Annotated in this window: 12 protein-coding genes; 10 read left to right on the top strand and 2 right to left on the bottom strand. The window is 64.5% G+C overall.

All coding sequences use genetic code 11. The features are described 5' to 3' along the window. Positions 1-9: 9 nt before the first annotated feature. Positions 10-1,605, bottom strand: a complete 1,596-nt coding sequence (locus BBTA_RS09220; RefSeq protein WP_201767754.1) for an ABC transporter substrate-binding protein — start codon at positions 1,603-1,605, stop codon at positions 10-12. A gap of 334 nt (positions 1,606-1,939) precedes the next feature. After that, on the bottom strand, positions 1,940-2,089 hold the full coding sequence (locus BBTA_RS40690; protein WP_168167880.1) for a hypothetical protein: 150 nt from the start codon (positions 2,087-2,089) through the stop codon (positions 1,940-1,942). A 429-nt stretch (positions 2,090-2,518) separates the two neighbouring features. Here BBTA_RS40690 and BBTA_RS09225 point away from each other — a divergent pair, with 429 nt between their 5' ends. From BBTA_RS09225 to BBTA_RS09270, 10 genes are all read left to right on the top strand, one after another. Continuing rightward, a complete protein-coding gene (locus tag BBTA_RS09225) occupies positions 2,519-2,923 on the top strand; it encodes a carboxymuconolactone decarboxylase family protein (protein WP_012042205.1) in 405 nt (134 codons plus the stop codon). Beyond that, a complete protein-coding gene (locus BBTA_RS09230) occupies positions 2,920-3,816 on the top strand; it encodes an NAD(P)-dependent oxidoreductase (protein WP_012042206.1) in 897 nt (298 codons plus the stop codon). The genes BBTA_RS09225 and BBTA_RS09230 overlap by 4 nt, the downstream gene beginning before the upstream one ends. Positions 3,817-4,840: 1,024 nt before the next feature. Beyond that, positions 4,841-5,851 carry a phosphate ABC transporter substrate-binding protein PstS gene (pstS, locus tag BBTA_RS09235; RefSeq protein WP_012042207.1) on the top strand — a complete coding sequence of 337 codons (1,011 nt, stop codon included), beginning with the start codon at positions 4,841-4,843 and terminating at the stop codon, positions 5,849-5,851. Positions 5,852-5,946: 95 nt separating this feature from the next. Continuing rightward, complete coding sequence (pstC, locus tag BBTA_RS09240) at positions 5,947-6,945, top strand: phosphate ABC transporter permease subunit PstC (protein WP_012042208.1); 999 nt, start codon at positions 5,947-5,949, stop codon at positions 6,943-6,945. Between the two features lie 3 nt (positions 6,946-6,948). Continuing rightward, entirely contained in the window at positions 6,949-7,824 is an 876-nt protein-coding gene (gene pstA, locus BBTA_RS09245; RefSeq protein WP_012042209.1) for a phosphate ABC transporter permease PstA, read from the top strand. After that, positions 7,821-8,642 carry a phosphate ABC transporter ATP-binding protein PstB gene (pstB, locus tag BBTA_RS09250; protein ID WP_041750510.1) on the top strand — a complete coding sequence of 274 codons (822 nt, stop codon included), beginning with the start codon at positions 7,821-7,823 and terminating at the stop codon, positions 8,640-8,642. The genes pstA and pstB overlap by 4 nt, the downstream gene beginning before the upstream one ends. A 33-nt stretch (positions 8,643-8,675) precedes the next feature. Then, a complete protein-coding gene (gene phoU, locus BBTA_RS09255; RefSeq protein ID WP_012042211.1) occupies positions 8,676-9,392 on the top strand; it encodes a phosphate signaling complex protein PhoU in 717 nt (238 codons plus the stop codon). A gap of 16 nt (positions 9,393-9,408) precedes the next feature. Next, positions 9,409-10,116, top strand: a complete 708-nt coding sequence (gene phoB, locus BBTA_RS09260; RefSeq protein WP_012042212.1) for a phosphate regulon transcriptional regulator PhoB — start codon at positions 9,409-9,411, stop codon at positions 10,114-10,116. A gap of 95 nt (positions 10,117-10,211) precedes the next feature. Further along, a complete protein-coding gene (locus BBTA_RS09265; RefSeq protein WP_012042213.1) occupies positions 10,212-11,528 on the top strand; it encodes a trypsin-like serine protease in 1,317 nt (438 codons plus the stop codon). 180 nt (positions 11,529-11,708) lie between these two features. After that, positions 11,709-12,836 (top strand): HoxN/HupN/NixA family nickel/cobalt transporter, encoded by a 1,128-nt coding sequence (locus BBTA_RS09270; RefSeq protein ID WP_012042214.1) that lies wholly within the window; start codon positions 11,709-11,711, stop codon positions 12,834-12,836. Positions 12,837-12,843: the final 7 nt, after the last annotated feature.

Below are 12,843 nucleotides of genomic sequence, written 5' to 3' on the forward strand. Positions count from 1 at the left end.
AGCACGACGTTACCGGTTGACAGATTTGCTGTTGGCGTCGGGGGACGAAAGCCAGATGCCGGCGAACGATTCCACGGCGGAATCCGGTGCAACCGCAAGACCGTGCACTGTGTCGGAGTAGACGGTGGAGAAAGCTGCCTCGAGCAACGGCAAAGCCGGCAGGTCGGTCTGAATGATGCGCTGGAACTGGCGATAGAGCTCGATCCGCTTGGCTGGGTCGAGTTCGACATGCGCAGCCTCGAAGATCCGGTCCAGCTCCGGGTTCTGGTAGCCGCTGGCGTTGCTGAAGGGCACCCCTTTGAGGATACCGCTCGAGGCGAAGTAGCGCTCCAACCCGATCTGCGGATCGACCGTTGCCGACATCGGTACCAGAGCGAGGTCGAAATCACGCTCCGTGTAAATTCTCTGGAAGAAGCGCGGCAGATCCTGATTGCGGACCTCGACATCGATTCCGACCCGCTTCAGCGATTGACGAATGAATTCCGCGACGCGACGGGTGTCGTCGGTGAATGGAATTCCGTCGATGTGCAGCGAGAAGCGGACGCCATCGGCTTTTCGCGGATAGCCGGCCTGATCCAGCAGCTGTTCGGCGACGACGGTGTTGTACGCATATTGCGGCGTATCTGGCGTGTAGAACGGCGTCATCGCCGAAGGGACCGGACCTGTCGAGGGCTTGCCCAGCCCGTGATAGGCGGTCTGGATCGCCCGCGCGCGGTCGACGGCGTGGGCAACGGCGCGACGCACCCGCACGTCCTGAAGAAGCGGGTTTCGCAGGTTGAACTCAAGTCCGAGCGTCGTGCCCCAGGCTTCGTAGCCGGTATGGATCACCTTGAGCCCAGGCAGGGAGGATATCCGCGCGACGTCGCTGAGCGGCACCGGAAACACCGAGCCGTATTGAACATCGCCACGTTCGAAGGCGGCGGAACGCGCCGCTGCGTCCGGAATGATGCGAAAAATAACGCCGTCCAGATAAGGCTTGCCAGTATCCCAGTAATCGGGATTGCGCTCCAGCACGATCCGGTCGCCGCGCACCCAGTCCTTGAACCGGAACGGACCCGTGCCGACCGGCTTGACGTTGTGCGGGTTACGCAGGATGTCGGTCTCTTGATAAAGATGGCGAGGCAGGATCTGTGCCTGCAAGCGGTTGAGCGCGAGCAGGATTACCGGAGCTGGACGGGAGAGCTTGAACTCGACGGTGTAGTCGTCCGGGGTCAGCACGTCATCGACGTTGGCGAGAGCCGTGCGTAGCCGAGGCTGGAACTTGCGCCAGACCTCCTGGATCGAAAAACTGACATCAGCGGACGTGAACGGCTGGCCGTCATGCCATTTCACCCCGCGCCGCAGATGGAAAGTGAGAGTGAGCCCATCTGCGCTGACCTCCCAGGCAGTGGCCAGTTCAGGCAACGGCGTCAGGTCGGGCCCCAGCTTGATAAGACCATCGAAGATCTTGCTCGAAAGGTTGCTGACGTTCTGCCCGACGTCGAAATTGGTGCTTAGCACGCCCGGCTCGGGCACCAACACCGCCACCAGAGTGCCGCCGCGCACGGGCTCCTGAGCAAATGCGGCGGGAAGCCCGGTCCACACCGCCAACGCTGCGGCCAGCACCCTGATCCACGCTTTCGAACCAACGGATGGCGACACGGGAACGCGACGGGGAGTGAGGCCGCAGACCTCGGGATCTACTTCAGAAAACAAAGCCTCACCATAATATTTCGATCGTCATTTCATGCGGTAATATCGGACGGCCTCTCGGACAGGTCAATGAAATGGCTATCCAATCTTCGGCGCGACTTCGCGTCATCACTTCTGTCCGCGCGGCCGAAATCGACAAGATATCTTCTTGCAATCAATAATTCTGCGGGCTGGCATATTTCGGGCTGCTTGATGTCGTGGCGATCGGCGTCGGGATGTGTGTGCTGTATAGAAAGGGCGCTATCTGCTACGCGCCAATCTCGGCGCTCGCGATCCCGTCGGCCTCGGGCGGTTCTACATTCAACTCACCGAAGTCGAGGCTGCGTTCAAGACTCTGAAAGATGATCTGAGCCTGTGGCCCATCCATCATCAGTTCGAGCATCGGATCGAGGCGCACATCTTCGCGTTGCTCGCCGACGGCCTGAACGTCACCTTGCGCACGTGACTGAAGTCGTTGGCTCCGCGTCTGACGTCCGGGCGGAGCTCGACAAGATGGCGGCGGTGCAGATGCTCGGCGTGCACGTCGCGACGACGGACGGCCGCACGCTCATCCTCAGCCGCTATGCCGAACTCGAGGCCGCGCAGAAGCTGCTCAGCAACTGAAGCTCGATCCGCCACCCAATCCCCGCCGCGCATCACGTCATCACGAAGATCCGCTCACCCCCCCAAGTTCCAGCTCCGGAGTGGAGACTTTGGATAGGTCGCCATTGACTTTTCTTGGCTTTTTCTCCGACTTGAGACGGTTGGACGAATTGGGCACGATCCGGAATGGTCCGAAACATCATGTGTCCATGACATCTGACACTGCAGAGAGGGAGACGAGTGAATGAGCGACGACAACGAGTTGTTCGAGAAGGGCCTGAAGGTGCGCCGCGAGGTGCTCGGCGCGGCCTATGTCGATGGCAGCCTCGCCAAGGCCGACGATTTCATGATGGCGTTCCAGCACATCACCACCGAAATGTGCTGGGGCTATGCCTGGACCCGGCCGGGCCTCGATCGGCGCACCCGCAGCATCATCAATCTCGCGATGCTGACGGCGCTCAGCAAGCCGAGCGAATTGAAGCTGCACGTCAAGGGCGCGCTCACCAACGGGGTCACGGTCGACGAGATCAAGGAGATCCTGCTGCACGCGACCGTCTATTGCGGCATTCCCGCGGGTCTTGAGGCCTTCAAGGCCGCGCATGAGGTGCTGCTCGCCGAAGGCGCCATCGCCAAGAAGGACGGCGCATGAGCGCGCCGCAAAGCGCCCTGTTCGTCGGCATCGGCAATATGGGCTGGCCGATGGCCGCGCGCCTGCTCGGCGCCGGCATCGCAGTCGCGGTCAATGACGCAGTGCCGGGCCGCGCCGCCGATTTCGTGCGGCAGGTCGGCGGCGTCGAAGCGGTGGATCTCGCGGCCGCTGCGGCGGCGGCCGATGTGGTCATCACGATGCTGCCGACCAGCAGGCATGTCGCCGACGCCGTCGCGGCGCTGCGTGCCGGCCTGAAGCAGGGTCACGTCGTCATCGACATGAGTTCCGGGGCTCCGGCGGCGACGCAGGCGATTGCGGCCGATCTCGATGTGCTCGGCGTCACCATGCTCGACGCGCCGGTCAGCGGCGGCGTGTCGCGCGCGGTGACCGGTGAGCTCGCGATCATGGCGGGCGGCGATGCCGCCGCACTCGATCGCGTCGAGCCGTTGCTGCGCGCGATGGGCACCACCATCCACCGCATCGGCGGCCTCGGCTCCGGGCAGGCGATGAAAGCGCTCAACAACCTCGTTTCAGCCGGCGGCTTCCTGATCGGCATCGAGGCGCTGCTGATCGGCCAGCAATTCGGCATCGATCCCGGCCTGATGACGGACGTGCTGAATGCGTCGACGGGCATGAACAATTCGACGCAGAAGAAGTTCAAGCAGTTCGTCCTGTCGCGCAAGTTCAACAGCGGCTTCGGGCTCGATCTCATGGTGAAGGACCTCTCGATCGCGCTTGAGGTCGCGCGCGCCAGCGGCGTCGCCGCGCCGTTCTCCAATCTTTGCCGCGAACTGAGCGCCAGCGCGCAGGCCCTGCTCGGGCCGGGCCAGGACCACACGGCGCTGGCAAGGCTGAGCGAGGCGCTGGCGGGCGTCGAACTCGGTCAGGAGTGATCGGCTGCCGATCGCTGTCGATTTCTGAAAAGTATAAATCTCTTGCGCTTTTTCGGAATTTGTGGTTGTCTTCACTTGCCCCGCCTCGAGCAGAGGGACGGACGCGTCGTCACGAACGTGGAGGTGGGCTGCGATGGACGTGACGGCTGCGCCGGACGAGCGCAGGCGTGACGGACGGCAAAGTCGTGTGGTCCTGGCCTCTCGACGCTGAGGTCTGCGCAACGTGCCACAAGCGCGTTGTCGCAAATGGGGGCAAGAACGCCGATCCCCAGGGAGAGCACGAAGGACACCGTTAAAGCCGTCGCGCGGGGAAGGCCGGGTCTGTCCGGCTGGACCTGTGGTGACTGCCGCCTGCTTTCTTTGTTGCAGGCGGGCCACGGGGCCTCAGCCGAGGCCCGGCCTTCCCCGCGCCCTCTCATTGTTCAGGAGGGCAAGATCGCTGCATCACCCGGGCATCACATGCCGCGGGACGAAAGACGCCTGTCTCCCACACCTGATGATGAGGCCGAAGATGTTGATCATTTGCCCCGCTGTCGTCCCGGACAAGCGCGCAACGCGCGCGCCGATCCGGGACCCATAGCCCCAGGGAGACGTGCGAGGCACCATTCGCCCAGCCAGGACCGCCAGGGTGTGGGTCCCGGGTCAGCATCCGCCGCCGCTTTCGCGTTGCCGGGCTTGCCCGGGACGACATCTTCTATGGGGGCGGCTGCGGGGGGGCAACGACAAGGCACGGGATGGACCGCCGGCGCCAATCAGGTCCTGCGCTATCATCCCCCACCGGCGGGGAGCGAGCCCCGTTGAGCGGCGCTCTCTTAAGGGGATGAGCGGACGGGCGGCTGCGCGGGGGCGGAGAGACCGTAAAAAATCGGGGTCAGGTCCAAATATCAATAGATCTCAAAGGCTTGTGACTGTCATCTGAGTGTCATTGAACCTTTATAAAAGCGGCACCGAGGCCCCGTAAAGCGGCCGGGGAAGCGCAATCGGGCGCACATGGCGCTTCGCTTCCCGAGCATGGAGACCAGCTATGAATTTCGTCAAAGCTATCGTCGCTGCCGGCTTGGTCGCCGCATCGACGTCGGCATTCGCTGCCGACATCACCGGCGCGGGCGCGACGTTCCCGTTCCCGATCTATTCCAAGTGGGCTGACGCCTACAAGAAGGAGACCGGCAACGGTCTGAACTACCAGTCGATCGGCTCCGGCGGCGGCATCAAGCAGATCCAGGCCAAGACCGTGACCTTCGGCGCCACCGACGCGCCGCTCAAGGCCGAGCAGCTCGAGAAGGACGGCCTGGTGCAGTGGCCGATGGTGATGGGTGGTATCGTGCCGGTCGTCAACCTCGAGGGCGTGAAGCCTGGCGAGATGGTGCTGGACGGCGAGACGCTGGCCAACATCTATCTCGGCAAGATCACCAAGTGGGATGACGCCGCGATCAAGAAGCTGAACCCGAGCGTCAAGCTGCCGAGCGATGCCATCGCTGTGGTTCGCCGCTCCGACGGTTCGGGCACGACCTTCAACTTCACCTACTACCTCTCCGAAGTCAGCGCTGACTGGAAGAGCAAGGTCGGCTCCAACACCGCGGTCGAATGGCCGGTCGGCGTCGGCGCCAAGGGCAATGAGGGCGTGTCGGGCAACATCAGCCAGACCAAGAACTCGATCGGCTATGTCGAGTATGCCTATGCCAAGCAGAACAAGCTGACCTACACCGCCATGGTCAACAAGACCGGCAAGACCGTGCAGCCGACCGTCGAGGCCTTCCAGGCCGCGGCCGCCAACGCCGATTGGGCCAAGGCTCCCGGCTACTATGTGATTCTCGCCAACCAGCAGGGCGAAAAGTCCTGGCCGATGACGGCCGCGACCTTCATCCTGATGCACAAGGAGCCGACCGACAAGGCGGCCTCCGCCGAAGCCATCAAGTTCTTCAAGTGGTCGTTCGAGAAGGGCGACAAGATGGCTGAGGAGCTCGACTACATCCCGATGCCCGACAACGTCGTGAAGCTGATCGAGAAGACCTGGTCCTCGGACATCAAGAGCTGACGCCTTTCGCGCCAGACCCCCTCTCCCGTCACCGGGAGAGGGGACATGATCGGGGTTGAAGCGTGCTGAAAAAACAGGGGGCAGAATTGGCAGACATGGCGGTTCAAACCGAAGTCAGCGATATCGCGGCTGCTGCCGGGCCCTATGACCGGGCGCGCGCGCTGAGCGCCTTCAAGCTCGGTGACGTCACTTTCTATTGGATCACGCGGCTCGCGGCGATCTCGGTGCTGCTGATCCTCGGCGGCATTATCGTCTCGCTCATCATCGGCGCCTGGCCGGCGATGAAGGCCTACGGTTTCGAATTCCTCTGGACGCGGCGCTGGGCGCCGTCGGCGGATCCGCCGGTGCTGGGTGCGCTCGGCCCGATCTACGGCACGCTGGTCACGTCCTTCATCGCCATGTTGATCGCCATTCCGGTCGGTCTCGGCATCGCGATCTTCCTCACCGAGCTGTGCCCGCAATGGCTGCGCCGCCCGATCGGCATCGCGATCGAGCTGCTGGCCGGCATTCCCTCGATCATCTACGGCATGTGGGGCTTCTTCGTGCTGGGCCCGTTCCTGGCCTATAATTTCCAGCCGTTCATGATCAGCCTCTGCGCCAACATTCCGGTGCTGCAGGACATCTTCGCCGGCCCGCCATCCTATCTCAGCCTGTTCAATGCCTCGCTGATCCTGGCGATCATGGTGCTGCCCTTCATCACGGCCATCTCGGTCGACGTGTTCAAGACGGTGCCGCCTGTGCTGAAGGAGGCGGCCTATGGCGTCGGCTGCACCACCTGGGAGGTCGTGCGCAGCGTCGTCATTCCCTATACAAGGGTCGGCGTGATCGGCGGCATCATGCTGGCGCTCGGCCGGGCCCTCGGCGAGACCATGGCGGTGACCTTCATCATCGGCAACTCGTTCCGGATCTCGTCATCGATCTTTGCGCCGGGTACGACGATCTCGGCCGCGATCGCCTCCGAGTTCCAGGAGAGCGACGGTCTGCACCAGTCGAGCCTGATCCTGCTCGGTCTCTTGCTGTTCGTTCTGACATTCTTCGTGCTCGCGGCAGCCCGTCTGATGCTGATGCGGCTCGAGACCAAGGCGGGGAAATAGCTCATGACTGCCATTGACGCTCAGCCCAGTCCCGTCAATCCGATCTACACGCGCCGGCGCCGCACCGACATCGTGGTCCGTGGCCTCTGTTTTGCTGCCGCCGCGTTCGGCGTCACCTGGCTGGCGCTGATCCTATTCACGCTGTTCTATAACGGTCTGGCCGGGCTCAGCCTGCAGGTCTTTACCGCTGATACGCCGCCGCCGGGATCGAGCGACGGCGGTCTGCGCAACGCCATCGTCGGCTCGATCATGATGACCATCATCGGCGTCGGCATCGGCGCGCCGCTCGGCCTGTTCGCCGGCACCTATCTCGCCGAATATGGCCGCAACGACCGCCTGACCTCGGTAATCCGTTTCATCAACGACATCCTGCTGTCGGCGCCGTCGATCATCATCGGCCTGTTCATCTACGGTGCGGTCGTGGTGCCGATGGGCGGCTTCTCGGCGATCGCCGGCTCGCTGGCGCTGGCGGTGATCGTGATCCCCGTGGTGCTGAGAACCACCGAGGACATGCTGCTGCTGGTGCCCAATCCGCTGCGTGAGGCAGCCTCGGCGCTCGGCCTGCCGCGCTCGCTGGTGATCCGGCGGATCGCTTACCGCGCCGCGCGCTCCGGCCTCATCACCGGTGTGCTGCTGGCAACCGCCCGTGTCGCCGGCGAGACCGCGCCGCTGCTGTTCACCGCGCTGTCGAACCAGTTCTGGAGCATGAACCTCTCCAAGACGATGGCGAACCTGCCGGTGACCATCAACAACTTCGTCCAGAGCCCCTATGCCTACTGGAAACAGCTGGCCTGGAGCGGCGCCCTTCTGATCACCTTGACCGTGCTGGCCCTGAACATCGGTGCGCGCATCCTGGGCGCCGAGAGGAGCTCGAAATGACCGACATGTCCGTATCCGTGAGCAGCCCGACGGCCGCCATTCCCGCCAAGTCGCTGCCGGAGGCGCCGGCCAAGGTGATCGCGCGAAATCTGAACTTCTATTACGGCGATCATCACGCGCTGAAGAACATCAACCTGTCGCTCGGCACCAACCGCGTCACCGCGTTCATCGGTCCGTCCGGCTGCGGCAAGTCGACTTTGCTGCGCATCTTCAACCGGATGTACGATCTCTATCCGGGCCAGCGCGCCACCGGCCAGCTGATGCTGGACAGCACCAACATCCTCGATCCCAAGCTCGACCTGAACCTGCTGCGCGCCCGGGTCGGCATGGTGTTCCAGAAGCCGACGCCGTTCCCGATGACGATCTACGAGAACATCGCCTTCGGCATCCGCCTCTATGAGAAGATCTCGAAGTCCGAGATGGACGACCGGGTCGAGAAGGCGCTGCGCGGCGGCGCGCTGTGGAACGAGGTCAAGGACAAGCTCAACGCCTCCGGCCTGTCGCTGTCCGGCGGCCAGCAGCAGCGCCTGTGCATCGCGCGTACCGTGGCTGTCAGGCCCGAAGTGATCCTGTTCGACGAGCCTTGCTCGGCGCTCGATCCGATTTCGACCGCCAAGGTCGAGGAGCTGATCCAGGAACTCTCGGAGAACTATACGATCGCGATCGTCACGCATAACATGCAGCAGGCGGCGCGTGTCTCCGACAAGACCGCCTTCATGTATCTCGGCGAGTTGATCGAGTTCGACGACACCAGCAAGATCTTCACCTCGCCGAGCGATCGGCGGACCCAGGATTACATCACCGGCCGGTTCGGCTGACGCCGACAGCATCATTGCCTTCAGGAGATCATCATGGCCAGTGAACATACCGCCAAGGCGTTCGACAGCGATCTGCAGGATCTGACCCGGCTCGTGTCGGAGATGGGCGGTCTCGCCGAGCGGCTGATTGTCGACTCCGTCGACGCACTGGTTCGGCGTGACGTCGCGCTCGGCCAGAAGGTCGTCGCCGCCGATGCCGAGGTCGACAAGCTGCAGCGCATCATCGAGGAGCGCGCCGTGCTGACCATCGCGCGCCGGCAGCCGATGGCGGTTGACCTGCGCGAGATCGTCGGCGCGATGCGCGTCGCCACTGATCTCGAGCGCATCGGCGACCTCGCGAAGAACATCGGCAAGCGGGTTGCTGCGCTGGAAAGTGATTTCCATCCGCTCAAGCTGATCCGTGGCCTTGAGCACATGACGGATCTCGTGCAGTCGCAGGTCAAGTCGGTATTGGATGCCTATGCGGCGCATGACCTGCCGGCTGCGATGGCGGTGTGGAAGGGCGACGAGGAGGTCGATGCCATCTGCACCTCGCTGTTCCGCGAACTGCTGACCTACATGATGGAAGATCCGCGCAACATCTCGTTCTGCATCCATCTGATGTTCTGCGCCAAGAATATCGAGCGGATGGGCGACCACGCGACCAATATCGCGGAGACGGTGTTCTACATGATCGAGGGCCAGGCGATGGTCGACAAGCGTCCGAAGGGCGACATGACGAGCTTCGCCACCACGGTCCCCGGCAACTGAGAGAGACTCGTTCGATATGACTGCGCGCATCCTGGTGGTGGAAGATGAAGAGGCGCTGACCACGCTCCTGCGCTATAATCTGGAGACCGAGGGCTACGAGGTCGAGACCGTGGGGCGGGGCGACGAGGCCGACACGCGGCTGAAGGAGCGCGTTCCCGATCTCGTGGTGCTCGACTGGATGCTGCCGGGCCTGTCCGGCATCGAACTGTGCCGCCGGTTGCGGACGCGGCCCGAGACCAAGCAGCTGCCGATCATCATGCTGACGGCGCGCGGCGAGGAGAGCGAGCGCGTGCGCGGCCTGGCGACCGGGGCGGACGACTATATCGTCAAGCCGTTCTCGGTCCCTGAGCTGCTGGCGCGGGTGAAGGGTCTGCTGCGGCGGGCGAGCCCGGAGCGGCTGGCGACGGTGCTGTCCTATGGGGACATCGAGCTCGACCGCGAGAAGCGCCGGGTGGCGCGCTCGGGCCGGCCGATCGATCTCGGCCCGACCGAATACCGCCTGCTCGAATTCTTCCTCGAGCATCCGGGCCGCGTGTTCAGCCGTGAGCAGTTGCTCGACAGCGTCTGGGGCCGGGATATCTATATCGACGAGCGCACGGTGGACGTCCATATCGGCCGCCTGCGCAAGCTGCTCAATCCCGGCCGCGAGCAGGATCCGATCCGCACGGTGCGCGGCGCCGGCTATGCGCTCGACGACCGCTTCGCCAAGAGCGAGCAGGCGTAAGCGCGGGGCAGCCGTTTTGCGCGCGGCCATGGGGCTGCCGTCTTGATCCGGTCTGCTGGTCTCCCCATCATGATGACCGGGATGCCGCGGACGCGATGATCAGGACAATTGCTCTCGTCTTAGCCGTGTGGCTCGCCGCCATTGTGCCCGGTTCGGCCGCCGAACTCGAGGAGGCCGTGGCCGCGGCGGCCAATGGCCAGCACGCCATGGCGATGCGGCGGCTGATGCCGCTGGCGGCCAAAGGCGATGCGCGGGCGCAGTTCGATGTCGGCTTCATGCAGGCGTTCGGCTGGGGTGTGCCGCGCAACCCTGCCGAGGCGATGGCCTGGTACCGGAAGGCGGCGGATCAGGGCCTCGCCGTCGCGCAGCATTATCTCGGCGTCGCCTATTACAATGGCGAAGGCGTCGCCCGCGATCATGGCGAAGCCAGCCGATGGTTTTCTCGCGCCGCGGCCCAGGGCTTCGCCCAGTCGCAATATATGCTCGGCCTGATGATGCTCGACGGGCGGGTGGTCGCGCAGGATGTCGTGCAGGGCTATGCCTGGCTGGTCATGGCGGGGCGAAATGGCGTGCGGTCCGCGGGCCGCGAGGTCCAGCGTGTCGCGTTGAGTGAGGCGCAGCGGCGACAGGCGGAGCAGGCCATCGCGGCCTGGCGGCCCAAGCCGGAAGCGGCCGATTCAGGCATTGCCAATCCGCGGCCCGAGCAACTGCTCGGGCTCGACCGGCACATCGGCGAGGTCGTGGATCCCACGGCGTGGCCGGCATCATCGATCGGCGTCGTCACCGTGGCCCAATACAGCACGGGCGGTTCGTGCACGGGCACGCTGGTGGCGCCGCGCCTGGTGCTCACGGCCGCGCATTGCGTCTTCAACGGCGTCGCCCAGGTCAGTCCCGGCAACGTCCACTTCCTGGCCGGCATGAACAAGGGCACGCCGGCAGCCTCGTCGATTGCCGACAAGCTGATCGTGGCGCCGGACTTCGCGCCGATCCAGCACGACAAATGGTCGCTTGACCGCTCGCGCGCCGATTGGGCCCTGATTGTCCTGAAGGATGCGCTGCCGTCGCGGCCGGTGGCGGTCACAGCGCTCACGCGCGAGCAACTTGCGGCGGCGACGGCGGCCGGGACGATTTCGGAGATCGGCTACGGCCAGGAGCGGCGTTATTCGCCGACCGGACAGCGCAATTGCAGCGCCGGCATGACTGAGGATGCTCGGCTGCTGACGGTGCATTGCTTGGCGAATTTCGGCTATTCGGGCTCGCCGATCCTGGCCGAGATCGGCGGCGAGACGGTCGTCGTCGGCATCTTCTCGGCGTTCCATGAGGAGACCCGGCTGATGTTCGCCGCGCCGGCCAGCGGGTTCGAGGCCGCTGTCAGGCGCGAGATCGCGGCGCAAAGCGCCTCGGTCCGGTGAGGCGGGGCAGGCGAAGGTCTTCAGCGGCTGGTCATTGTTTGTGCGTGACCGGACAGCGGATTGCCACAGAGGCTGGCCGATCCAGGCGAGACGGGGGGTGAACGGCGCGAATTCGGCCTGATCTGGGCCGGGCGGAGCAAGGCTTGCCAATTGGCGCGAGACTTGCTCTCCTGCCTGAGTATGACGATTTTCCCAATTGATCATCCCCAGCCTCCGCGCGCAGCGCCGGCCTGGCTGCAGACCGCGGGCGGCCGCAATGTCGCGCTGCTGGCCGGTCTCGTGCTCTCCAACGCGCTTGCCTGGGCCTGGGCGTTTGCGCTCTATGCCGACCGTCCCGCCATCGTCGGCACGGCCATGCTGGCCTGGCTACTTGGATTGCGCCATGCGGTTGACGCCGACCACATCGCTGCGATCGACAACGTGGTCCGCAAGCTGGTGCAGGAGGGGGACACGCCGCGCGCTGCGGGTCTCTATTTCGCGCTCGGACATTCGAGCGTCGTCGTCATCGCCACCATTATCGTCAGCCTGGTCGCCGGCGCCGATCTGTTGAGCGGGGACAGCGCAATTCGGGCGATCGGTGGTGCCATCGGCACCTCGGTTTCGGCCGGCTTCCTGCTGCTGATCGCATTCGCGAACCTCGTTCTGTTCGTCAATCTGTGGCGGCGCCCGGCAGTGTCGCAGCAGTCCGAAATGGCAGACACGGCAAGTGCAGGGCGGGGCGTTCTCATTCGTCTGCTGCGTCCTGTGCTGCGCCTCGTGGACCGCGCCTGGCACATGTATCCGCTCGGGTTCCTGTTCGGCCTCGGCTTCGATACCGCGAGCGAGATCGGTCTCCTCAGCCTTTCTGCGACCGAAGCAGCGCGCGGCGCGAGCCTCGCCCATGTGCTGGTGTTCCCGGCGTTGTTCGCTGCGGCGATGGCGACCGTCGATACGGCCGACAGCATGCTGATGGTCGGAGCCTATCGTTGGGCGCTGACGGATCCCGCGCGCAAGCGACGCTACAATCTGGTGATCACCGGAACGTCGGTCGCGATCGCGCTGGTGATCGGCGGCGTCGAGGCGGTGACGTTGCTGGCGCCACGGCTTGGCGCTCAGGGCGGCTGGACGGATGTCGCGGTGGCGCTGGGCGATGACATCGGCAATCTCGGGATCGTCGCGGTCGGCCTGTTCGGACTGATCTGGGCCGGCGCCGTGCTGCTCGGCCGTCGTCGTGGCTCCGAGCGCAGGCCGTGCGACGCGCTTGCCAGTACTCACGCTGCGGCGTTAAACCCGAGAGCACCACCAGGCGGAATGCCCGGCGCGAAATAGCAGCGGA

It is taken from the genome of Bradyrhizobium sp. BTAi1 (genome assembly GCF_000015165.1).
Taxonomy (GTDB): Bacteria; Pseudomonadota; Alphaproteobacteria; order Rhizobiales; family Xanthobacteraceae; genus Bradyrhizobium; species Bradyrhizobium denitrificans.